The organism is Mycolicibacterium fluoranthenivorans (assembly GCF_011758805.1).
Lineage (GTDB): Bacteria > Actinomycetota > Actinomycetes > Mycobacteriales > Mycobacteriaceae > Mycobacterium > Mycobacterium fluoranthenivorans.
The window spans coordinates 109,854-131,831 of the sequence record NZ_JAANOW010000001.1; the positions used below are offsets into that span (position 1 = coordinate 109,854).

Sequence of the window (21,978 nt, forward strand, 5' to 3'; positions counted from 1 at the left end):
GTCCGCGCCTACCCTGCGGGCGTGACGTACTGGATCAACACCGTGAGTCGCGGTCACGTCGAACGCGGCGTCGCCGGCGGCTTCACCCAGGCCAACCACGGCAAGCCGCACGGGCTGCGCAGACTGGCCCGCGATGACTGGATCGCCTTCTATTCACCGAAGACCGATTACCCCGAAGGTGCACCGCTACAAGCGTTCACGGCGCTGGGTCGGGTGTCCGACGACGCGCCGTACCAGGCCGACAACGAGCACTGGCGACGCCGGGTCGAGTTCGTGACGTGTACCGAGACTCCCATCCGTGCGCTCCTGGATCGACTGGACTTCATCGTCGACAAGGCACGCTGGGGCTACCGGTTCCGGTTCGGGTTGTTCTCGATAGAGCAGAGCGACTTCGAGGTGATCCGCGCGGCGATGCGCCCCGGTGTCAATGCGGTACCGCACTGAGCATCAGGTAGGCCAGGCACAGCATCGCGTTGAGCGCTATCAGCGCCACCGCGACGAAGATCGCCGCCTGCACGGCACTCGCGCGGGCGCGCCGCATCGTGGCCTGGTGGCGCTGTTGTTCGATATCGAGGGCGGTGAGCGCGAACCGCACGTCGGTCACTTCCGCATCGGTCGCCTCGTGGCCCGCTTCGGCGGTGCCCGCGACCAACTCCCGCAGCCGGGGCGCGGAAATGCTGACCCCGACCCCGGAGAACCGCCGGCTCCAGTGCCGTGCCTGCCGTCTGCTCAGCGACGTCGACCGCCCGTACGCGCGGTGCGGAGCGGCTCCCCATTCGCCGGCCCATACCGGGAATGACACCTCTTGATGTTAGGCCGATTCCCGCTGTAAGGGAACGGCTTTAGCCGTTCGCGCTCAGCACCTTCAGCGCCTCGAGAGCCTCCTCGACGGCCTCCGTCAGCTCGCTTTCCTCGGCCCGGATCCACCGCTCGAATGCCACCTTGAACACCGCGATACCCGCCTCCGCGGTGACCCGTGCCGCCAGTTCTGGCACCCCGCGCCCCCGTAGCGCCTCGGTCAGGGCGGCGCCCAATGTCGCAAGCTTGCTCAGCTCCCGTTCCTGCAGACCGGGATTGGCGTCGATCACCGCCTGCCGGCGACGGGCACCGTCCCGCCGGCCACCGATGATGCGCGCCGCCGCATGCAGTCCGGCGCCCACGGCGTCGAGGGGCGCGGTGCCCGCGGGCATCCCGGCCACCGCGCCGGTCATCGATTCGATCAGCGCCGCCTGCCCGGAGAACAGCACCTCGCGCTTGTCGGCGAAGTACCGGAAGAAGGTGCGCTCGGTGAGCCCGGCATGTGCGGCGATCTCCGCCACCGTCGTCGCGTCGAGACCGTGCGACGCGTAGAGCTCGAGTGCCGCCTCCTCGAGACGGCCACGGGCGTTGGGCTGCCACCGGCTCACGCAGAGATCCTAGCCCGAGGGAATGACAGCGACTGTCATCGGCGTTACTCCCATGACAGCTACTGACATCACTTGGAGGATCCCATGCGTATCTTCGTCACCGGAGCATCCGGCTTCGTCGGATCGGCGCTCGTTGCCGAGCTGGTCGGCGCCGGTCATGAGGTCACCGGTCTGGCCCGATCACCGGAGTCGGCCGCCGCCGTCGCCGCCGCGGGCGCCGTCCCGCACCGCGGTGACCTCACCGACCTCGCCGGCCTGCGGGCAGCAGCCGAGGGCGCTGACGCCGTCGCGCATCTGGCGTTCCACCACGATTTCACCGACTTCGAACGGGCGAGCGCGATGGATCAAGCCGCCATAGCGGCCCTCGGCGAGGCGCTGGCCGGCTCGCACCGCCCGTTGGTCGTCACCTCGGGGATGGCGGTGGTGAGGTCCGCCGGGCTGATCACCGAGGCCGATCCGGCATCGCCCGGAATTCCCCGGCAGTCCGAAGCGGCCGCACTCGGCTTCGCGCAACGCGGGGTCCGCGTGGTCGCCGTGCGCCTGCCACCGACCGTGCACGGCAAGGGTGATCACGGCTTCGTGCCGCGGCTCATCGACATCGCCCGCGAGACCGGGGTGGCGGCGTATCCGGGCGATGGGGCCAACCGGTGGCCGGCGGTCCACCGGTTCGACGCGGCGCGCGCGTTCCGGCTGGCGCTCGAGGGCGATATCCCGGCCGGCAGCATCGTGCACGCGGTCGCCGAGGAGGGCATCCCCACCCGGGTCATCGCCGAGACGATCGGCGCCCATCTCGATCTGCCGGTGCGCTCGGCACGGCCCGACCATTTCGGCTGGCTCGGTGCCTTCTTCGCCCTCGATGTGGCGGCCTCCAGCGTGCACACCCGGAAAGCGTTGGGCTGGGAGCCGACCGAAATCGGCCTGATGGAAGATCTGGCACAGGGCCACTACTTCACGCCTCGGCCGTGAAACGGTCCAGGCCGGCCCCCGAAGGGACCGGCCTGGATCGAGGGGCTGCAGTTAGAACAGATCCGAGTTGGCGACCTTGGTCCACGCGGCGACGAAGTCCTTGACGAACTTCTCCTTCGCGTCGTCCTCGGCGTACACCTCGACCAGGGCCCGCAGCTGCGAGTTCGACCCGAACAGCAGGTCGACGCGGCTGGCGGTCCACTTCGGCGCACCGGTGGCCCGGTCGGTGCCGACGTAGGTGCCGTCCTCGGCCGAGGAAGGCGTCCACTTGGTGCTCATGTCCAGCAGGTTCACGAAGAAGTCGGTCGTCAACTGCCCCGGCTTGTCGGTGAGCACACCGAGGTCGGTGCCCTGGTAGTTGGCGCCCAGCACCCGCAGGCCGCCGATCAGCACCGTCATCTCCGGACCGGACAGGTTCAGCTGGTTGGCCCGGTCGATGAGCACGTACTCCGACGGCAGCGGCAGACCCTTGCCCGCGTAGTTGCGGAAGCCATCGGCCTTGGGCTCCAGGTAGGCGAACGACTCGACGTCGGTCTGTTCCTGGGTGGCATCGCCACGACCGGAGGTGAACGGCACGGTGACATCGAATCCGGCTGCCTTGGCAGCCTTTTCGACACCCACGTTGCCGGCCAGCACGACCAGATCGGCGAAGGACACCGGCACGCCCGCGGAGGCCTGGATCTCCTCCAGCTTGGCGATCACCGGGACCAGCTCGTCGGTCTCGTTGGCTTCCCAGCCCAGCTGCGGCTGCAGCCGGATCCGCCCGCCGTTGGCGCCACCACGCATATCGCTGTGCCGGTAGGACGCGGCCGCCTTCCACGCGGTCGAGACCAGCTGCGGCACCGTCAGACCCGACTCGGCGATGGCCGCCTTGAGCGTCGCGACATCGGCATCGCCGATCTTCTGGCCGGCGGGCACGATGTCCTGCCACAGCCAGGTCTCCTTGGGCACCAGCGGCCCGAGGTAGCGCGGGACCGGCCCCATGTCACGGTGCAGAAGCTTGAACCAGGCCTTGGCGAACGCGTCGGCCAGCTCCTCCGGGTGATCCAGCCAACGCCGGGTGATGGCGCCGTAGATGGGGTCCATCCGCATCGACAGGTCGGTGGTGAGCATCGCCGGATGAGTCTTGCCGTTGCCCTGGGCCATCGGTACCGAGTTGGCCCAGCCGCCGTCCTTGGGCCGCCACTGGTTGGCACCCGCGGGGCTCTTGAACAACTCCCACTCGTTGCCGTAGAGGATCTCCAGGAACGAGTTGTCCCACTTGGTGGGGGTGTGGGTCCAGGTGACCTCGAGACCGCTGCTGACGGTCTCGTTGCCCAGACCCGAGTTCGCCCAGCCCAGGCCCTGCATCTCCAGCGGCGCGGCTTCGGGCTCCACGCCGTTCTCCACCTCGGTGGCGCCGTGGGTCTTACCGAAGGTGTGACCACCGACGATCAGCGCTGCGGTCTCCTCGTCGTTCATCGCCATCCGGCCGAAGGTCTCGCGGATATCGATGGCGGCGGCCACCGGATCCGGATTGCCCTCGGGGCCTTCGGGGTTGACGTAGATCAGCCCCATGTGGCTGGCGCCCAACGGGTTCTCCAGCTTGGTCCGGTCCTTGCCCGAACCGGCGTAGCGCTCCTGGGAGCCCAGCCACTCGTGCTCGGCGCCCCAGTAGATGTCCTCTTCGGGCTCCCAGTAATCGGGGCGGCCGAACGCGAAGCCCGCGGTCTTGAAGCCCATGTTCTCCATGGCGCGGTTACCCGCGTACACGATCAGGTCGGACCAGGACAGCTTCTTGCCGTACTTCTTCTTCACCGGCCACAGCAGACGGCGGGCCTTGTCCAGGCTGACGTTGTCGGGCCAGCTGTTCAGCGGCGCGAAGCGCTGCATGCCCTTACCGCCACCACCGCGGCCGTCCGCGACCCGGTAGGTGCCGGCGGCGTGCCAGGACATCCGGATGAAGAACGGTCCGTAGTGCCCGAAGTCCGCGGGCCACCAGTCCTGTGAATCGGTCATCACGGCGTCGACGTCAGCGGCGAGTTGATCGAAATCGAGGGTCTGCACGGCCGCGCTGTAGTCGAAGTCCGGGTCCAGCGGGTTGATGACGTCGGGATCCTTCTGCAGGATCTTCAGGTTGACCGCGTTGGGCCACCAATCGCGGTTGCTGCCGCCCTCGACGGGCGGCTTGATGAGCATGGGACAACCACTCTCGGCGGGCTCTGTCTGGGCTTCACCGATCGGTGGGGATGTCTCTGGCATGTGAAACCTTTCCGGGGCTGTCGGACTGACTACAGGTGATCAAACAGTTTGTGCGATAGCACAATCGGGGCAAACGCCCCAGTAGATGACTTCGGCCTCATCGATCGCGAAACCGAGGTCGTCGGATGCCGTCAGACACGGCGCCTCGCCGACCGCACAGTCGACGTCGGCGATCACGCCGCACTTTCGGCACACCACATGGTGGTGGTTGTCCCCGACTCGGGACTCATAGCGAGCCACCGAACCCGAAGGCTGGATTCGCCGTACCAGGCCTGCCGCAGTCAGCGCATTGAGCGCGTCGTACACCGTCTGATGCGACACCTCGGGAAGGTCCGCCCGCACCGAACGGATGACCGTGTCGGTATCGGCATGCGGATGACCGTGCACGGCGCCCAGCACGGCGACCCGGGGACGGGTGACGCGCAGAGAGGCGTCCCGCAACATCTGCTGGAATTCCTCTGACGTACCCACGCAGTCGAGTCTCACCCCTTATCTGGAATTAGTCAAGAAAAAGGTTGGTGGTTTTTGGGTGAAGTCCGGACATGCGAAAGCCCCGACCGTGGCCGGGGCTTTCGGTGTCGCGGAAGTATCAGTGCGTGACGTGATGCGACCGGCCGCGGACGGCCAGGTACACCGCGATCAGCCCGGCGGCCACGGCGATACCGACGACGAACGGGATGATCTCCCACCCGCCATTGGCGTTGTGGTAGCCCAGTTGGTAGGTCGCCCAACTGCCGATGAGCGAGCCGAGGGCGCCGAGTCCGATGGTCATGAGAATGCCGATGTCCTGCTTGCCCGGCATGACAAGCCGAGCCAGGGCGCCGATGATCAATCCGACGACGAGAGCGCTGATGATGGTCCCGATCATGGTCGTACTCCTGTCGATGCGGTGCACCCCATTGGTGCGCCCAGATCAGGATTGCCCGCTGCGGCTGACTCTCAAACCGACCCGACGACCGACCCGTCGTCATCCGTCGAACTGCGCTCGGCCAGCCGGGCCGCGATGACCTTCACCGGCGTGTTGGACTCCTGCGACACCCGGCGCAACAGCTCGAAGGCCCGGACCGCGTCGACGTCGAAACGTTCCATGATGATGCCCTTGGCCTGCCCGATCAGGTCCCGGCTGGCCAGCGCCGAGTCGAACTGCTGCTGCCGGTTGGCCGCCACCAGCGAGATGGCCGCGTGCGTGGCCAGCATGGCGCCCAGGGCCTCGGGTTCGGCGGTGAACGAGCCGGTTCCGAAGCCGAACAGATTCAGCGCACCGCTGTCCACACCCTTGGTGTACAACCGGAATGACATCACGCTGAGCACGCCGGTCGATATCGCGACCTCACTGAAGCGCGGCCAGCGACCGTCTTTGCGCAGATCGTTGCAACGCACGATGACATCGCGCTCCGCCGCGTCGACACAGGGCCCCTCACCGGTATCCCGCTGTGCGTGGTCGAGTGCTCTCGCGACGTCCGATGTACCTGCGAGCGAGGAGAATTCACCGTCCTTGATCAACAGCACGCCGGCACAGTCCACGCCCTCGATGAGCGCCACCGCGGCCTCGGTCAGTTCGGACAGAGTGCGTTCGATCGGCTTGCGGGCGTCCTCGGCGGTGCCGGCCAGGTCCGCCATGGCCGTCCTGAGGGCGTCGTCGTAGCTGTGCGTCACCGCGCCGTCATCTCCGTCATCTGCACACCTTCTCACTAACCACGCAATGTCATATGCGGGCTGACTCCATAAGTCTCCCGGTAAAGCACCGCAAAACGTCCGGTATGGCCGAATCCCCAGCGCCGCGCCACCTCGGACACCGTGGTGCCGCTTCGGTCGGCCGCGAGCAGGTCCAGATGGGCGCGCTGGAGCCGCACCCGACGTAGGTGTTCGGTCGGAGTTTCGTCGAGGTGCCTGCGAAACAGGTATTGGACGGCCCGCGGCGACAGATGCACCGCTTCGGCGATCTCGTTGACGCCGATCGCCTCGCGCGCGCCGGCGGCGATGAAGGCCATGGCGCGCCGCAACGGCGTAGGCAGATCCATGACGTGCGCGCCCGCCGGTGAGGGTGGCGCGGGCGGGGATGCGAAGCAGGCGAGCACCGCGGCGGCGAGTACCTGGCCGCCGGCATCGACGAGAGCGCGGGGCGCCCGCGCGTCCATCATCTCCACGACGTAGTGCACGCTGCGCTGCCAGGCTTCGCCCAACTGCTGCAGCACCGGTCGGGGGTGCAGGTTGCGCATCGCGAGCAGTCCCGCACCCCGCTCATCCGCTGCCCGCTGAATCAGCCACGCCTCGAGCATGATCAGCACGACGGTGCCCGAGCGCGCCGTGGCGGACCAACCGCGCCGCTCATCCGCCAGGACCGACTCGCCGGGTCCGAGTTCGGTGTCCCCCAACTGCACCGCGCCGTCCACCGCCAGCGCGATCATCACCCCGGTCTCGGGCCGAGCGACCAGCCGGACACCGCGCCGAAGGCTCACCTCGTCCACCGTGAATCCACTGGCTGTGCCGTACCGGTGCCGGACCGAACTCCCCGGACCGAGGCCGTCGATGGACAGGGCCGTCCCGTATGTCGCGTCGAGATAGGCCCGTTCCGCACCCCAGTCGCCGGCGCCGGATTCGACCAGCCATCCCCCGGACCCGCGCGGGCCGTCACCGTGCCGGCCGATCGGCGCTGAGGCCGGTGCCGTGGTAGCCACGTCGGGGATTGATTTCACGATCTGTCCGCTCTGCCAAGATGGGCCGATTGACACCGATCCGCGCACCCAGGGGCGCCGAAGGATCGGGACGGCTCTTGCTCAGCCAGACGTGGTCAGCATACCGCCGCCGCACCGGTACCGTTTCCACCGCCCGGATACGGGGTGGTCCGGCGATGATCTCCGCAGCTGCCACCGTCGCTTCGGAACTGGTGGAAAGTACTGTCCTGCCAACGCATTCGGTACCACAGCGGTGGCCGTCGAGGACACCAGCCGAGTGCGCGCCCAGCGCCGAGAAGACGCCACTCATGGCACCAACCCGGCCTCGGGCCTGGCGGTCGTCGCCGCACTGAGCCGGTCCTGGGGACGCACACCCAAGGTCCGGGCCGTGTTCGGTCCCGAGAACGCTTTGTGAGGGCCGGGCGGCGCCGTGCCGCAACGGTTTTCGATGACCGGTTCAGGCGATCCGGCCCTCGTCGCCGGGTCCCGCCACCTGCACGATGGGCACATGGAGTTCTGCGGCGGCGAACCCGTCTTCCAGACATGTCGTCGTCGGCACCACGCCGGTGGTGTCGAATCGATGCAAAAGCCGCTGGACCGCATCCGAGGGGATGATCGTCCACCTGGTGTCCGCGATCTCGCAGCGCCCATGCAGGAGAAGCAGCGCCTCAAGTCCGGAAATGGACATGTACGTGACAGCGCGTAGGTCGACGATCAACGAGCAGCACAGCATGGCCCGGTCCAACACCACGTCGACGACGGTGTCGACGTTCGCCGCATCGACGACGCCGTCGAGGGTCGCCACGATGACCGCAGGGTCGTACCACCGGGTCGCCACCGTCAGCACGGTATCCCCGCGGCGGGGAGCCCGAAAAAGGTTGCCGGCCCGGTTCTGAGTCGACGCCATGGGCAACTTCCTCACTCTCGGGATGCCCGGCCGCCGCTGTACAGCCGCCGGTCCACATTCCATGTGGTTTCGAGCAAGCTGTTGTTTCAACTTTGTTCAGGCTAGTGAGCTATCACACAGAAGGCGATCTCCGCCCGAAGGTCTTCGGTTTGCGGACTACCGACCATCGACGGTGCTGAACTGGCGTGGGCACAGAGCCCATGGCGCCCAACGGTTTGCCGCGAGTGGCGCACCGCAACAGATGCGCGGCCGCGATGTCCATGAAACGAATAGGCTCGGCACGCACGGCGTCGGGCATTGCCGCAGGCGGCGGTACGCTTCATCGCTATGCGCTGTACGTCACAGAACGGCACCGGAGTGAGAACTCCCATCACTCCACGATTCACCGAATAGTTAGCGCTGCTATTATATTTGTGCTATGGGTCGGGAAGCGTTGAGTGACAAGATCGTTGAATCTGCCGTGCCGAGTATCGAAGAATACGTCCGGCCAGACGGCACCATCGTCATACCCGACGGCATCACACTGACCTCTTTTCTGGACCGCAATCGCGAGGTTTACGGCGATGCGCCGGCGTACCGGTTCCTGGACTACACCCAAGGCACCGAAGGCCGGGCGATCGAGCTCAGCTGGAACGGGATGTGGGCCAAGGTGGGCGCGGTCGGCGCCCGGCTGCAGCAGGTCACCACCCGCGGTGACCGCGTCGCCATCCTGGCTCCCCAGGGCGTGGACTACGTGGCGGCGTTCTTCGCGGCGATCCATGCCGGCAATATCGCGGTGCCGCTGTTCGCGCCGGCCCTGGCCGGGCATACCGAACGGCTGGCCGCGGTGCTCGCCGATGCCAAACCCACGGTGGTGCTGACCACCACCGCCGGGTCGGAGGCCGTACGCAACTTCCTGCGTACCCTGCCCGCCGCCGAACGTCCCCGGATGATCGCCGTGGACGCGGTGCCCGACGCCGTCGCCCAGACCTTCTCGCCGGTACCGCTGGAGACCGACGACGTCGCCTACCTGCAATACACCTCGGGATCCACCCGTACGCCCGCCGGCGTGGAGATCACCCACCGCAACGTCTGTACCAACGTGCTGCAGATGGTTCTGGCCGGCGATCTGGACATGGGCGTGCGCAGTGTCAGCTGGCTGCCGCTCTACCACGACATGGGACTGATCATGATCATGTTCCCGGCGCTGTGCGGCGCGCACATCACCCTGATGGACCCGATGGCCTTCGTCCGCCGGCCCTACCGCTGGATCAAGGCGCTCGGCATCGAGTCCGCCCACGGGCGCACCTTCGCCGCGGCTCCCAACTTCGCCTTCGACTTGGCCGCCGAACGCGGCCTGCCGCCCAGTGGTGACGACCTGGACCTCACCAACGTGGTCACCCTCCTCAACGGCTCAGAGCCCGTGACGCTGTCTTCCATCGAGAAGTTCACCGCGGCATTCGCGCCCTACGGGCTGCCCGCCACCGCGATCAAACCGTCCTACGGTATGGCCGAAGCCACCCTGTCGGTGGCCAGCATCGCCCCGTCCGCGGCAGCCGAGGCGGTCTATCTGGACCGCGCCGAGCTCAACGCCGGCCGTGCCGTGGTGGTCGATGCCGGCGCCGACGGTGCGGTGGCCCACGTGTCCTGTGGTCAGCCGATCCCTAACCAGTGGGCGGTGATCGCCAGCCCCGACGGCGAAGAGCTTCCCGACGGGACCGTCGGTGAGATCTGGCTGCACGGCAACAATGTCGGGCGCGGCTACTTCGGCCGGGCCGAAGAGACCCTGCGTGTGTTCGGCAACAAGTTGCAGACCCGGCTGCGCGACGACAGCCACGCCGACGATGTCCCCGACAACGGATTGTGGCTTGCCACAGGTGATCTCGGTGTCTATCTGGACGGGGAGCTGTACCTCACCGGCCGGATCAAAGACATGATCATCGTCGACGGCCGCAACCACTACCCCACCGATATCGAAACCACGGTGAGCGCCGCCTCCCCCGCCGTCCGCTCCGGTTACGTCGCCGCATTCTCGGTACCCGGCACCGCCAGCGAGGAACTCGTCATCGTCGCCGAACGCGCCGCCGGGTCGGGCCGGGCCGAACCCGGCCCCATCGTGGACGCGATACGTGCCGCGGTGTCACGGAACCACCAGGTGCGCGTGGCCGACATACGGATGGTCGCTGCCGGGGTCATCCCGCGCACGACGTCGGGCAAGCTGGCCCGAAATGCCTGCCGGACAGAGTATTTGGCTGGGAAGTTCGACCGCTAGGCACGCCCGAGGACAACTGACACCTGATATGCAGGCGTCGCGGTGTCAATCCCCTCTCTGAGGGCACGGAACAGCCTTTGACGCGCACCGAGTTCAGTGGTGGTGCGGGTGCCAAGTTCACGCCGCCAGGCCTGCGCATAGCGAGACACGGTCACTTCACCCAGGCAGGCGCCGTGTTTCAGCACCGAGCCGCTGCCACCGTTGTTTTGACAGACCGAACGTTTACGTGGGTGCTAGGACTTGGGTGCCGTTCAGCATGGCTTGTGAATCACGTTGATACGTCGGGTCGTTGGGTTGGGTGGTCACACTGGTGACGGCCACGGTGTAGAGCTTGGCGCCGACTGTGGGGGCAATGACGAGCGCGGTCACGGTTTGAGTGGGACCGCCTGGCGCCGCATCCACGGTGTAGTTGAGGGTGAGGGCGGGGTACCCGCATACGACGGTGTTCTGCTGGCTCTTGAGCTGGGGGTTGGTGTGGTTCTTGGTGAGGGCCTTGTAACTGCCGTCCAGCAGAAGTTGTGGCGTCTTTTGATTCGTAGAGTCCCCGACCACGGCAGTGAGCGCTGGCGCGTAGTTCCCCTGCTGAAGGCTCATGTTGCGCAGCACGATGGGTGCAGCGGCGGTGATCAGCTCGGGCACAGAGTCCCATGCGGGCGGCTGGGGTACTCGGACGCCGGGACCGTCCCCCGTTGGGGGTGCAGTGGCCCAGCGGTCCGCAGTCGCCGCCGGACACGTGCCCGCGGCAGGGTCGCTGGGCGGTGACGACACATTCCGAATGGGCTGGCCGCAAGAAACCAAAACCACCACCACCAGCGCGGTGCTGATGGCACGTACCGCAGACCGCGGGTGAGATTTCATGATTGACCATCCTTACTAAATAGAAACGCGATCCGCCCCGGCATGTCGGGATGATCCATCCCGGCAGAAAATCCCCAACGACCCACGATCCAGTTCCCCTTACATCGATCAACATCGCCCGTCAGCTACGACGGGCATCTGCAAGGTGTAGTCGGGAACCAACTCCTAAACCGAACGGTGATCTAGCCCACAGCAATGAACGCGAAGCGGTACGCGGCGTACTCATGGTCGATGTGGCCGTTCACCAAGGAAGGTGTTTGAAAGCGGAGAAGCCCCGACAGGTAGACCGCGGGGTCACGGGCCAAACACCGCACACTGGGCAATGTCTCATGCGGATCGGGGCGCCCCACTCAACAGCTGATCCGCCAGGACTCAGCAACGAACACGCGATCACGCCAAACGAGACAAGAAATGAGCCATCCAAGTTCTTCAGAATCGAGACATATTCGCGAATATGGCGCGGCCGTTACGTGAAGAGGTCGTTCCCCGCGGCGTCAATGAGTGTGGCGATGATGTCGGGGTCGGTGACCGCGGGGAGGGCGTGCAGCTCAATGAGGCTGTCACGGTCACCGTAGGCGGCGAATGTTCCGGCCTCGGGATCGAATTCGATGGTGCTGGCTAACGCTGGTTGGTGCTGACTGATCAGGTATCGGGCGACCGCAGTCCAGAAATGCCCGTTGGCGATGTGCCCGGCATCGTCCACGACGTCCTCGACGGGAAGATACTCATCTGCGTCGAGCAGGAGTGTGTGGTCGACGTCTTCGCTGTCGCCCTTGAAGAGATCGAATGGTTCGAATGGTTCCATGAGCTCGGTTGCTCCTTGTCTCCAGTGGCGGCTGGTCACATCCCGGTTTGAGTCGTATTCCACCGCAGCGGGGCAGTCTGGATCAGCTGGTGTGCGCCGAGGGAAGCCCGCCGGTGTGGTGGTAGAGGGCGGTGCAGATGACAGGAGTTGGAATTAGTAGATGTCGTCTCCGGGGTCGAAGTCGACCCAGTAGAAGTCGATGTGGATGGCGGTCAGGTCACCTTCGGCGGTGCGGGTGGCCAGGATCGGGAAGGCGCCGTCGCGTCCGGTGCGACACGCCACGACATGAGCGCCGCTGTCGGTGATGACGTTGGTGGCACCGATCGGTGTCCGGGTGAGGGTATCCAGATCGACGAACAGAGCCTGTACCAATGCCTTCGGGTCGATCTTCGCGTCGGCGTCGTAGACGGCGATCATGGCGTTGTCGCTGCCACTGACCGCGCCGGTGACCATCGAGATGGGTGGGGCGATGAGAAAGTCGGCGAACGCGACGGTGGCCGGCTGGGCCTCGGTGAACCTGAAGGACAGGTAGGCCGGGCACCAGCCGAGGTCATCATCGATGTGAATGTAGGTGATAAACGCTCGGTGCTGTCCAGGTGGCACCCACAACACACACCCGTAGCGGGCTTCGAAGAACGGATCGATGATCCGCAGCCGACCTGAGGGCACCGACACTGTGCCCGTGGGTCTTTCAGCGGCGTTGGCGTATTCCTCGGTCCGGCCAACGAGAAACTTGCTGACGTCTTCCACAGAAAAGCTCCTCGCGATCGTGTCCGACCCATAACCCTCGAACGAGGGTTATGCCGTGTCGCCGTCCTTGGCGAGGAATGCGCGGGCTGCCTCATCCAAGAGCGGGATCACCTCTTCCGGGTGGCGACCAGCCAGGTCCATCGGCCGGACGCCGTGATGGTTGGCGATGGTGGGATCCGCACCGTGCGCGATCGCCTTCTTGATCGTGGGCACATCGCAATAGGACACCACTTGCACGAACGCCGAGTTGCCGTGGATCTTCTCCTGCAGATTGGGATCCGCTCCGGCATCCAGCAGCGCTAAGGCGATCTGAGACTGTCCTTGCTCGGCTGCGTAATGCAGGGGCGTTTTCCCGTCGGCATCCTGGGCGTTGACGTCATGTTCTCCGCTGGCAATCAACCCCAGGTACTCATCGATCTCATACTCCATGTCGTACATGTGCAGCGGTGTTCGTGCCATTACTACATCCTTTGCGCGGCGAATATTCTTGCGGCAGAAGCGGATTCAAATATAACGACGGGGCTATAGGGCGGTTCCTGTTGAACAGGTATTCCGCCACCCCTGTCCACAAGTAGCCGTAGGGCATCACCATGCCTCAACGACCGCGTCTACAGACAGGTCACCCGCGCTCAGCTGAAACCTGCACCGATGCGGGATCCTCGCCTTCAAAGAAGAACGGGTCCACCAGTGACGCCTCTGAGTGTTATTAGGTGCTTATTGTTCGCTGCTGATGCGAGCCGCGAGTTCGCGTTTAACGCCCTCTGGTAGTACGGGTTCGCTGCGTCGCGGGTCCAGGTGGAGCATCTGATTGACCTGGTAGCTGAGCTTGTCCGTGCGCAGGTTGGCGTCGATGACTTCCAAACTGGGGTGGCCCGTCAGCACTGTGAAATCCTCTCGTTGCAAAGTGTCGCTTAGGGTCCGCAGGTAACGAAGGGCAGGACGATTCACCGTTTTGCTGTCCTAGGTGTCGAAAGTCATGCAGGCCGACTCGACGGTGAGCTCGCCGGCTTCGCCCCGGGGAATCAGGCAGTCGTCGTACACGTGCTCGTACGCATCGAGGGTAGGGATGTCGACGGCGACGATCAGATCCCATCCCGTGCGCCGCACCACGCACCCCGCGGCCTCCACTTCATCAATGATGGCTGCGATACGGAAACTGAGGATGTCTTCCTCGGCCTGGTGGTCAATAAAAATGCGGATGGTGGAGTGCCCTCCCGACTCGACCTTCCGGTCGAATACAACGTTGCCCTCCGGACCAGAGGTGCCCAAAACGAGGTCATCCACCGCGATCCCGAAGACAAGAAGGGGAATGCTGAGGATTCGATACGCTTGGCCGTCAGATTCAGGTCGCACCCACAACGCCTCCCAATCCGCTGGCGGCCAGGAATGATCGTCGTCAGTATCTACTTTGAACAGCATGGACAGAGCCCCGTGCGGAGGTGTCGCCGCGACGGCGACCTCGGTGAGGATGTCGATACGTTCATGGGCCATCTTGGATCGGCACCCTTCCTGTTCGGAACCTGCTTATTTACTTGCCGCTTGGCTTCGGGTGGTTCGGTTTGCTCTTTTTGTGGCTCTTCTTCTTCCCCTTTTTCGATGAGCTTCCATCGTGAATCCTCGATCCAGAATCGCTCCCTTGTCGAGCATTTGGCTCACTGGTCCGCTGCGCGGATTCCTGTGCGGACTGACGCTGCCGATCCGTCACAGTTTGCACGCGAGTCTCTTGGTCGGCACGTTGATCGGCTGGCGACGATAGGCGCTGTTGCGTACCCGACGAGCGTTGCTGATGTATCCGAATCGCTTCATCGAGAAACTTCTGATCGGCATCAGAGCGCGTCACCCCCCGCGCGTCAAGATCACGAAGAAAATCCTCCGGCCGTTTGTCACTCTTGGGCAGATTGCAGGTTTTCATGCATGCTGGCGCGAGATTGTGCGGCTCGTTAGTTCCACCCTTCGCGCGCGGGACGACGTGGTCGATATGAGTGGTGGCGCTCGTGCTGCCACAGTAGGCGCATTGGGGTTTACCTCCGTTACGAGCCGCGCTCGCTTCGAGGGCCGCATCTCGCTTCGACGCGCTGGCGGGAGGTACCCGCTCGCTACGCGGAATGTTTCCGGGCCTCACTCCAGCTGTGTCAGCGGCAGGCGAACTTGCACTGATACTGGGCGTTTCGGGTCCGGGGGGCGTTGCCGGGGGCGTCGGGCAGTTGTGGACCAGGACGTTGGCGGTGGGGGTGGCGATGTAGAAGGTGTGGGTGGTCTCGATGGTGAGGTCCCACATGTCGGCTGTGCCGGCGACCTGGGTGTGGCCGGCGACGTGGACGACGCTGTCGTAGAACGGGGTGGCTAGCTGGTCGCCGGGGCGCAGGTCGGTGGCGTCAACCCACCCCGCAGTGTCTGCAGGCGCCTGGGTGGTGGTGTTGGCCAACCCGGTGATCGTCGACCCAGTCGTCTGCGCCTGGGCGCGGACAGGGCTGTAGAACGGGTGTTTGGCGGTGGTGTGCACCACGGAGGTGACATCGGCGGGGTTGGTGAGCGTGAGGTCGAGCAGGTCGGTGTCGTGGTTGACCAGCACCGCGGCCACCGTCTGGCCGCTGGTGCGTCCGGTGTCCGGGTCGGTGGACCAGACTCGATCCCCCACCTGTAGGGCCGCGATCGGTCGCTTTGATCCATCAGCGAGTAGCACCAGCGTGTCCGGGCTGAACGACTGCCCCGCACATGGAACCCGCTCACCCAACGGCGTCGCCGGAGCTTCGGGCGCCTTCACCGCTGGTGGCGCGTTGGGTGCTTTCGGAGTCCCTACACCGGGCAGGGGTGGCTTCCCGGCCGCTGCGGCTGCGGCGATCTCCTCGCGGACCTGAGCCGGGTTGGGTACGACTTTGGTCGCATCGATGATGTCGTCGGTGTGTTTGAGGGCTTGTTCAGCGACAACTTCGGCCGTTTCTTCGGCGATCTTCTTCGCCGCCCCGGTCGGGGTGAACATCGTCGCGACGTCCGCCAACGTGGAAGCCACACCCAGGGCTTGGTTGTCGGGCATGGCTTCTGAGGCGATCTGCAAACCGGCGGCACTCACATTGGCGACGGCGGCGGCGATCGCGGCTGCCCCGGCCGGCCCGCCCACACCGGTGACCGCGACCGCGGCACCGGCGACGATGATCGCGGTTTCCATTGGGTTGTTCTTCACGAACGTGCCCACAGCTTTGGCCCCGGACACCGTGGCCGACGCGGCAGTGGTGACCGCATCCCCTACTGCGCTGGCGGCACTGCTGATCGTGGAGGTGAAAGAATCGAAAAGTCCGGTCGGCAGCGGTGCCCCACCCATACCGCCCACATGCAGCGGCGGGTCGACGAAGACCGGCCACACGGTGTCCGGGCGGGGATCGATCACCTCCGACAGTTGGTACAGGCCGGGTCGTAGTTGACGCGCCACGTACGACGACGGGACGAGTCGGCCTGTGGCGTCGCGGGTTTCCGCCGGGGCGAACATGCCGACGGTCTCGGCGGTCGGGGTGGCCCGGTTGATGGTCAGGTAGCCGTTGGTGTGGGCCAGCATCACCGTATCGGCCGGGGTGCGCACGAAGGTGGTGACCATCCGCACCCCACCAGGAGTGTTGATGCGGGCGACCGTGCGGGTCCCGGTGGCGGTGTTCTCGGCCAGCATGTCGAACCCGGCACCGGTATCGGGGTAGACCACCTGCCCACCGGAGGTGTGCTGGGCAGCACCCAAACCTGCGGGCAGCACCACCTGCACCGGCCCCGCCGCAGTGTTCGAGGTCAACCCGGTAACAGGGTCGGTCGGCAAGCCCGCCGACCGCTGCCCCGCCGTCAACGCCGCATCGGTCGCAGTGACGGTGGTGGATCCACTGAAGGCGGCCCACGCGGCATCGGCGAATCCTTGAGCTAGCGAAACCGACCCCGCACCGGCACCGGGCCGGCCTCGGTCAGAAAGCCAGTGCACCCCGCCCACGGTGAGCGCCACCGTGACGATCAACGCGAAGCTGACCTGCCACCACCGACCGATACTCCACCCCGACCGGTCACCCGGCAGAAAATCCCCCACGACCATTCCCCCCAAAATTCAGATCCCCGGCCCGTCAGCTACGACGAGCTTCTGCAAGGTGTAGTCGGGAACCCACCCCGAAACCGAACGGTGATCTAGCCCACAGCAACAATCTCGGCGATCTCGTCCGATACTGTGCAGCGCATATTCACCCGTCACAGATGCGGAAGATCCCAGCACAACCTCGATGGCGCACCCTCACATATACATGACTGGAATGTCAATCTCGTAAGAGTGGTGGCTATCGGGCAACCTTTCATGAGCAGAGCCCAGCCATCTCACCGACGCGGCCCACGCTGCAGCGAGCAACGGATCGCGGAGGCACGGTCACGCCGATCGGTGGGAGAACTCGCACACAGTGATGGCGTTCCGCTCATCAGCCTTCCTCACCACGGTCGCCAAGAACGCTCATCCGGTCTGCCGAATGTGGAGCCAAGAGTCGACGATCAACGGCCTGATTTGGGCCGGGCGCGGTGAGGGACCGACCCGCAGTTAGCCGGTGTCACCGGTGGTGCCGCCGTAGGTGGCGATCTTGTACTCGGTGGCGGCGAGGGAGAGGGTGAGTTCGCGGATCTGGCGGCGGATGGTGTCGCGATGTTCGAGAAGCATGTCGAGGCGTTCAGGTACGGTCTGATCGCCGCCGTCGACGAGCGAGATGTAGTGCTGCAGATCGCGGATTGCCATGCCGGACAACCGCATCCGGGTGAGGAAGACGAGTCGGCGCACTGCCTCGGGTCGGTAGCTGCGATGCCCGCTGCTGTCGCGGTCAACGTGGACCAGGCCGGCGCGTTCGTAGTAGCGCAGGGTGTGCGCGGAGACGTCGAGCAGAGCGGCGACTTCGGCGATGGTCATCGGCTCGCTGAGATCACCGGTGTCAGCGAGCCGATGGATCACCTCGACCGACATCGGGCCGTCGATCTCGCCGAGTGAGGCGAGGGCCCTGGTCATCAGGTCGTCGGTGGACATACCCGATCCTAGATCGGACGGACCGAGGTGGCGGCGTCGGCGAAGTCGGCGCTGCGCGCCAGCTCGGCCCACCGGTCGACCCCGTCCAGACCGCGTTGGTAGCTCGCGGTGAGCCGCTCGACGGCCTCGGCACCCAGCGGCAGCCGGAGGGGGACTTCCGTGGAGTGGGCCAGGGAGACGATGATCTGCGCGGCCTTGACGGGGTCGCCTTCCTGGTTCCCGTCTGCACCAGCCATATCGGCTCGCACATCGGCCAGTATCTCGCGGTAGGTCTGCGAGGTGTCGGCGAAGTCGAGCACGTCGGCGGCGTTGAAGGCAGTACGAAAGCGGCTGGGCTCGACCAGCATCACGCGGATTCCGAACGGCGCGACCTCGCCGGCCAAGGCCTCTGACCATCCCTCCAACGCGAACTTCGACGCCGAATAGGTCGAGACTCCCGGGAAGGACATCCGGCCGCCCTGGCTGCTCATCTGCACGATCGTCCCGCTTCCCTGCGCGCGCATGAATGGCAACGCCGCGCGCACCAAGGCGGCGGGACCGAACAGGTGCAGGTCCATCAGGTCGCGCAGCTGGGTATCGGTGACTTCCTCCGCGGCGCCGACGATGGCGCGGCCGGCATTGTTCACCACGACGTCCAACCTGCCGTAGCTCTCGACCGCCACCTGGACGAGGCCCGCGGCCGCAGTGGTGTCTCGAGCGTCAAATACCACGCATTTGACTTGGCCGCCATAGTTGTTCGTCAGATCCACGACGCTGTCGGGGTTACGCACTGCGGCCACGACGTGATCTCCCGCGGCAAGGGCGGCCTCGGTCAAGGCACGACCGAGGCCCTTCGATGCTCCGGTGATGATCCAGGTCTGTGATGGCGTCGGTGTTGTCATACCCGCGACGTTAGGAGTTCGAGCGCGCTCGAACGCTACACAGGATCTGCGCCCGCTCTCCTCAAGAGACGGGAGAGCGGTCGGGTCAGGGCGCGACGGGCGCCGGTTGCGGCAGCGGATGGGCGCCGTCAGTGCGTAACCCATCGAAGATGATGGCCAGATACCGCTGCCACAGCAGCGGCGGTGGGGCTGCGAGGTTTTCGACGATGTGGATGGGTGCGCACATCATGAGGAAGACGTCGGCCTCGGTGATATCTGCTCTGACGGCGCCCGACATGCGCGCTCGATCCACCAACGTTTCGAGGTGCTTGTGCAGCACATCGCGAACCTCGGTGACCCTCGGATCGCCGGCGCTGGCTGACTGCAGGAACGTCAGATCGTGGCGTTGGCGTTGGTCAGCGGCGATGGTCAGGAACTCCACGCCTTCGACTCCCGCCCGGTCCGGCACAGCCAAGCATTCCTCGACCAATCCGCGTGCAATTAACCACTTTCCGGGCTTCCGATGTTCTTCGGTCGCGACCCAGTCTTTGCTCACCTGCGGCCAGAGCGACATCGCGTCGATCGGCAGCATCCGCAGGCCTCTCCGTCAGTAGGGGCCAGAGGCCCCGCCAACGTCGGGATCCCTTGCAGGCTCGGCCTATGAATGATGGGGACGTGGCTGCCCGAATAGCGGTCGTTCGCCGGACAATCTCGCGCGCCGCGCGGCCCACATAGCTTGACCGACGATGTCCGTTCCCAGTCAATCCGGCGGCCTCCTGCAGGGAAACCGCCTGCCTCAGTGAGACCAAATCGTTTACATCAATCTCACACGAGGTGGCACATCGAGTCGCGGTAGTCCTCGTGCGGGTGCATGGCCGCTTCTCACCCCGGCGGCCGGGCCAGCTGGCCACTTGCAGGGGAGAGACAGTGGTCGGTGCGCCAACCGGGCCCCTCATCTTTACCTGCCGGGATCCGCTGTCCGCCAGGTTCACTGAAGCCGCCAGCTGCCCCGAGACTCCTTGGCGTTGCTAGATTCGAAGCGTGGGGGTGTTCCAATCGCCGGGGGGGCGTGTGTCTGACGTTGGTTGCAGGTGCATCGGCTGTGTCGATTACGGGAATCGCGACTCATACGACGACGTCGACCGCAAGCTCATCGCTGACGTGGAGCGTCACGGCCACAGCTGCCTCGGAATCGGCCAGACCAGTGCAGACGATCCGCCGCCGTACGTGTTCACTGCGGGGATGTGGCATACGCACCGCCAGCCCGAGTTGGCGGTTTACGGTGTCGGCGACCTCGACGCGATGATGTCTATCCTCAATGGGCTCGCAGATCGAGCGCGGGCCAGCGGACTGCCGTTGCGCTCTGGGGACAGGTTCCCCGGTCTGATTGGGCTGCGCGACGTCGAGCCGGAGGACTACTGGATCAAGCTGATGCCGATCCACCCGAGCTGGTACGCAAGTCAATTCGGCACTGCGCTGTTCTTCAACGCCACCAACGCAGTCGACTTCCTCCAGGTGGTCTGGCCGGACGGGTCCGGGCGCTATCCTGACGAGCCGGACTTCGATGCCTACTTCACCGACCGCCAGCCGCTGATGTGGTTGCCGGTGGTCGACCATCCACCCAGCGTCTGGGTCAGCGACGGCATGCGAGCCACGGTGCCTGAGCGACGCAGAGATGCCCTGGAGTCGGCGATCGACGGATGGGATCGGGCGGATGGTGCGGCCCGCACGGATGCCGCCGCCGCACTGGCTGAGGCCGTCGATCGCGCACTGCACTGGGTCTACCAGGAAGAGGCTCGCGGCCGGGGCCGGCCGATCCCGCCGCATCTGGTGTACCGGCTGGCCAAGGCGAGTGTGGCGTGGCAGGACCGCGAACCCGGTGCTGCCGCGGCCGAACACGACGTCGCTGAGCGGCTACAGGCGAGCGCGCGGCGCTTGTTGCGCTGGGACGACGCCCGACGAATGACGAGCAAGGAGATCCGGGATATGGGCGCATGGGGGACCGGGGTATTCGATTCCGACGGGGCGGCGGACTGGGCCAACGCCTACGACCAGACCGCACCCGAGGAGCGGCTGGCTTTCATCGAGCGCACGCTGGCCAAGGCGCACAGTGGCAGCTACCTCGAGGTCGATGACTGTGTGCAGGTCATCGCGGGGGCCGCAACCGTCGCCGCGTTGCTGCCGGACACACCCACTGAGCCCATCGCTTACGGACCGGAAACCCTTTGGGCAGAATCACGTTTCGAGGTTTCGGGCGAGCTGCGCGCCGCCGCGATCGCGGCATTGCAGAGGGTGATCGACCCCGCAACGGAATGGTCGCAGCTGTGGGACGACGCTGGAAGATTGGACGTCGTGACGGCCGGCGTCAAGCGCCTGATCGGCGCTCTACAGCCCTGTGCCGACTGGGCGCCGCACCAAGAATTGGAGCAAGCAGCGTCTGCCTACCTACGCGATCCGGCGATGGCCTTGGGCGCGCTGCACGGTTTGGTCGAATTCGACGCCGTGCTCGGCTTCACTATGCACAGGAGCATCAAGCGCCGCGACTGGGGCGACTCCCTGTACCAGGAGATCACGCTCACCGATGGGCTTCGACTGGTCCTTTGGATGGGTGATGACATCCTTGACGAGGACGACTCTGAAGTCGTGCTCTTCGAGTCCGAGCTGCGCATCATTCCCTTGTCCTGGGTGCACGATGTCTCCCTGGAGGTGCACCACCGGCCGGAGCCGGACGGAATGTCCCTGCACAGTGTCGAACTCAGGATCTACATCGCGATTCCCGATAATGCGGTACAGAAGAAGAAGAAGAAGACCGCCATATTCTCCGACGAACTGGACTTCAGCAAGACGGTGAACCGTCACGGCCATGAGCAGGTGTCGCGGCTCATCGAGTTCGGCAAGGTGTTGGCGCGGCAGGTCCGCTGATGCGAAATGCATCTGGTCGATCTTCGCCAAGAGACGTGGCCTGAACCGCCCGTCCGGCCCACCGGCGCACCCACGAACTGAACACGGTGGACACCCCGACGGGCTCGACGAGTTCGACCACGCCTGGATGCCACCCGCGCACCGAGGCTCGCATGACGGAGTAGAGCTGTTCGGAGCTGGCCGTCCGCAGGACGTACAGATTCGCTCGCTCCACGAACTCGCCGCCGACCTGAACGTCCGCCGAAGGGGCTGACACGACGCCACAGCATGGAAACTCTGGTACCGCGGTGTCGTCTCGTTTCTGAAGAACTTGG

General features: G+C 65.5%; 23 protein-coding genes. 5 read left to right on the plus strand and 18 right to left on the minus strand.

Annotated elements, in window-relative coordinates:
- Window positions 1-21 precede the first annotated feature (21 nt).
- On the plus strand, window positions 22-444 hold the full coding sequence (locus FHU31_RS00585; RefSeq protein ID WP_167154593.1) for an EVE domain-containing protein: 423 nt from the start codon (window positions 22-24) through the stop codon (window positions 442-444).
- On the opposite strand, the gene FHU31_RS00590 is transcribed toward FHU31_RS00585, so the two are convergent.
- Both FHU31_RS00590 and FHU31_RS00595 read right to left on the minus strand, forming a co-directional pair.
- The gene (locus FHU31_RS00590; protein WP_167154596.1) at window positions 425-802 is read right to left on the minus strand and encodes a hypothetical protein; all 378 of its coding nucleotides are present in this window, start codon (window positions 800-802) and stop codon (window positions 425-427) included. The genes FHU31_RS00585 and FHU31_RS00590 overlap by 20 nt on opposite strands.
- Before the next feature lie 40 nt (window positions 803-842).
- Window positions 843-1,406: a TetR family transcriptional regulator gene (locus tag FHU31_RS00595; RefSeq protein ID WP_167154598.1), complete on the minus strand. Its 564-nt coding sequence runs from the start codon at window positions 1,404-1,406 to the stop codon at window positions 843-845.
- Window positions 1,407-1,490: 84 nt separating this feature from the next.
- On the opposite strand from FHU31_RS00595, the gene FHU31_RS00600 reads away from it, so the two are divergent.
- Window positions 1,491-2,372: an SDR family oxidoreductase gene (locus FHU31_RS00600; protein WP_167154600.1), complete on the plus strand. Its 882-nt coding sequence runs from the start codon at window positions 1,491-1,493 to the stop codon at window positions 2,370-2,372.
- 51 nt (window positions 2,373-2,423) lie between these two features.
- Here FHU31_RS00600 and katG read toward each other — a convergent pair whose 3' ends face one another.
- The 5 genes from katG to FHU31_RS31975 form a co-directional block, all read right to left on the minus strand.
- A complete protein-coding gene (gene katG, locus FHU31_RS00605; RefSeq protein ID WP_167154603.1) occupies window positions 2,424-4,613 on the minus strand; it encodes a catalase/peroxidase HPI in 2,190 nt (729 codons plus the stop codon).
- Between the two features lie 39 nt (window positions 4,614-4,652).
- Window positions 4,653-5,057 carry a Fur family transcriptional regulator gene (locus tag FHU31_RS00610; protein ID WP_181953126.1) on the minus strand — a complete coding sequence of 135 codons (405 nt, stop codon included), beginning with the start codon at window positions 5,055-5,057 and terminating at the stop codon, window positions 4,653-4,655.
- A 145-nt stretch (window positions 5,058-5,202) separates the two neighbouring features.
- Window positions 5,203-5,481: a GlsB/YeaQ/YmgE family stress response membrane protein gene (locus FHU31_RS00615; protein ID WP_167154607.1), complete on the minus strand. Its 279-nt coding sequence runs from the start codon at window positions 5,479-5,481 to the stop codon at window positions 5,203-5,205.
- A 71-nt stretch (window positions 5,482-5,552) separates the two neighbouring features.
- The gene (locus FHU31_RS00620) at window positions 5,553-6,269 is read right to left on the minus strand and encodes a GAF and ANTAR domain-containing protein (protein WP_263987892.1); all 717 of its coding nucleotides are present in this window, start codon (window positions 6,267-6,269) and stop codon (window positions 5,553-5,555) included.
- Window positions 6,270-6,304: 35 nt separating this feature from the next.
- On the minus strand, window positions 6,305-7,291 hold the full coding sequence (locus FHU31_RS31975) for a helix-turn-helix transcriptional regulator (RefSeq protein ID WP_263987893.1): 987 nt from the start codon (window positions 7,289-7,291) through the stop codon (window positions 6,305-6,307).
- Between the two features lie 250 nt (window positions 7,292-7,541).
- Between FHU31_RS31975 and FHU31_RS00630 the strand changes: the two genes are divergently transcribed.
- Entirely contained in the window at window positions 7,542-7,703 is a 162-nt protein-coding gene (locus tag FHU31_RS00630; RefSeq protein ID WP_167154609.1) for a hypothetical protein, read from the plus strand.
- A 42-nt stretch (window positions 7,704-7,745) separates the two neighbouring features.
- Here FHU31_RS00630 and FHU31_RS00635 read toward each other — a convergent pair whose 3' ends face one another.
- Complete coding sequence (locus FHU31_RS00635) at window positions 7,746-8,195, minus strand: STAS domain-containing protein (protein ID WP_167154611.1); 450 nt, start codon at window positions 8,193-8,195, stop codon at window positions 7,746-7,748.
- 418 nt (window positions 8,196-8,613) lie between these two features.
- On the opposite strand from FHU31_RS00635, the gene FHU31_RS00640 reads away from it, so the two are divergent.
- Window positions 8,614-10,446, plus strand: a complete 1,833-nt coding sequence (locus FHU31_RS00640; RefSeq protein WP_167154613.1) for a fatty acyl-AMP ligase — start codon at window positions 8,614-8,616, stop codon at window positions 10,444-10,446.
- A 222-nt stretch (window positions 10,447-10,668) separates the two neighbouring features.
- Here FHU31_RS00640 and FHU31_RS00645 read toward each other — a convergent pair whose 3' ends face one another.
- The 10 genes from FHU31_RS00645 to FHU31_RS00690 form a co-directional block, all read right to left on the minus strand.
- Window positions 10,669-11,085, minus strand: coding sequence for a hypothetical protein (locus tag FHU31_RS00645; RefSeq protein WP_090364694.1), 417 nt, complete (start codon window positions 11,083-11,085; stop codon window positions 10,669-10,671).
- Window positions 11,086-11,770: 685 nt separating this feature from the next.
- Window positions 11,771-12,109 carry an Imm51 family immunity protein gene (locus FHU31_RS00650; RefSeq protein WP_167154615.1) on the minus strand — a complete coding sequence of 113 codons (339 nt, stop codon included), beginning with the start codon at window positions 12,107-12,109 and terminating at the stop codon, window positions 11,771-11,773.
- A gap of 153 nt (window positions 12,110-12,262) precedes the next feature.
- On the minus strand, window positions 12,263-12,859 hold the full coding sequence (locus tag FHU31_RS00655; RefSeq protein ID WP_167154617.1) for a DUF4241 domain-containing protein: 597 nt from the start codon (window positions 12,857-12,859) through the stop codon (window positions 12,263-12,265).
- Window positions 12,860-12,907: 48 nt separating this feature from the next.
- Window positions 12,908-13,318, minus strand: a complete 411-nt coding sequence (locus FHU31_RS00660; RefSeq protein WP_167154619.1) for an ankyrin repeat domain-containing protein — start codon at window positions 13,316-13,318, stop codon at window positions 12,908-12,910.
- Between the two features lie 255 nt (window positions 13,319-13,573).
- The gene (locus FHU31_RS00665; RefSeq protein WP_167154622.1) at window positions 13,574-13,741 is read right to left on the minus strand and encodes a hypothetical protein; all 168 of its coding nucleotides are present in this window, start codon (window positions 13,739-13,741) and stop codon (window positions 13,574-13,576) included.
- Window positions 13,742-13,819: 78 nt separating this feature from the next.
- On the minus strand, window positions 13,820-14,350 hold the full coding sequence (locus tag FHU31_RS00670; RefSeq protein ID WP_234901111.1) for a DUF4265 domain-containing protein: 531 nt from the start codon (window positions 14,348-14,350) through the stop codon (window positions 13,820-13,822).
- A gap of 37 nt (window positions 14,351-14,387) precedes the next feature.
- Window positions 14,388-16,916, minus strand: a complete 2,529-nt coding sequence (locus tag FHU31_RS31980) for a polymorphic toxin-type HINT domain-containing protein (protein ID WP_167154624.1) — start codon at window positions 16,914-16,916, stop codon at window positions 14,388-14,390.
- Between the two features lie 492 nt (window positions 16,917-17,408).
- Complete coding sequence (locus FHU31_RS00680; RefSeq protein WP_167154625.1) at window positions 17,409-17,882, minus strand: MerR family transcriptional regulator; 474 nt, start codon at window positions 17,880-17,882, stop codon at window positions 17,409-17,411.
- A gap of 8 nt (window positions 17,883-17,890) precedes the next feature.
- On the minus strand, window positions 17,891-18,763 hold the full coding sequence (locus FHU31_RS00685) for an SDR family NAD(P)-dependent oxidoreductase (protein ID WP_167154628.1): 873 nt from the start codon (window positions 18,761-18,763) through the stop codon (window positions 17,891-17,893).
- 85 nt (window positions 18,764-18,848) lie between these two features.
- Window positions 18,849-19,334, minus strand: coding sequence for an SbtR family transcriptional regulator (locus FHU31_RS00690; RefSeq protein ID WP_234901112.1), 486 nt, complete (start codon window positions 19,332-19,334; stop codon window positions 18,849-18,851).
- Window positions 19,335-19,813: 479 nt separating this feature from the next.
- Between FHU31_RS00690 and FHU31_RS31985 the strand changes: the two genes are divergently transcribed.
- On the plus strand, window positions 19,814-21,664 hold the full coding sequence (locus FHU31_RS31985) for a DUF4262 domain-containing protein (RefSeq protein ID WP_167154630.1): 1,851 nt from the start codon (window positions 19,814-19,816) through the stop codon (window positions 21,662-21,664).
- Window positions 21,665-21,978 lie beyond the last annotated feature (314 nt).

Excerpts from the sequence above, each read along its gene's own strand:
- FHU31_RS00600 (WP_167154600.1), top strand. The coding sequence starts at position 1,491 with ATGCGTATCTTCGTCACCGGAGCATCCGGCTTCGTCGGATCGGCGCTC.
- katG (WP_167154603.1), bottom strand. The coding sequence starts at position 4,613 with ATGCCAGAGACATCCCCACCGATCGGTGAAGCCCAGACAGAGCCCGCC.
- FHU31_RS00610 (WP_181953126.1), bottom strand. The coding sequence starts at position 5,057 with ATGTTGCGGGACGCCTCTCTGCGCGTCACCCGTCCCCGGGTCGCCGTG.
- FHU31_RS00615 (WP_167154607.1), bottom strand. The coding sequence starts at position 5,481 with ATGATCGGGACCATCATCAGCGCTCTCGTCGTCGGATTGATCATCGGC.
- FHU31_RS00635 (WP_167154611.1), bottom strand. The coding sequence starts at position 8,195 with ATGGCGTCGACTCAGAACCGGGCCGGCAACCTTTTTCGGGCTCCCCGC.
- FHU31_RS00640 (WP_167154613.1), top strand. The coding sequence starts at position 8,614 with ATGGGTCGGGAAGCGTTGAGTGACAAGATCGTTGAATCTGCCGTGCCG.
- FHU31_RS00650 (WP_167154615.1), bottom strand. The coding sequence starts at position 12,109 with ATGGAACCATTCGAACCATTCGATCTCTTCAAGGGCGACAGCGAAGAC.
- FHU31_RS00660 (WP_167154619.1), bottom strand. The coding sequence starts at position 13,318 with ATGGCACGAACACCGCTGCACATGTACGACATGGAGTATGAGATCGAT.
- FHU31_RS00670 (WP_234901111.1), bottom strand. The coding sequence starts at position 14,350 with ATGGCCCATGAACGTATCGACATCCTCACCGAGGTCGCCGTCGCGGCG.
- FHU31_RS00680 (WP_167154625.1), bottom strand. The coding sequence starts at position 17,882 with ATGTCCACCGACGACCTGATGACCAGGGCCCTCGCCTCACTCGGCGAG.
- FHU31_RS00685 (WP_167154628.1), bottom strand. The coding sequence starts at position 18,763 with ATGACAACACCGACGCCATCACAGACCTGGATCATCACCGGAGCATCG.
- FHU31_RS00690 (WP_234901112.1), bottom strand. The coding sequence starts at position 19,334 with ATGCTGCCGATCGACGCGATGTCGCTCTGGCCGCAGGTGAGCAAAGAC.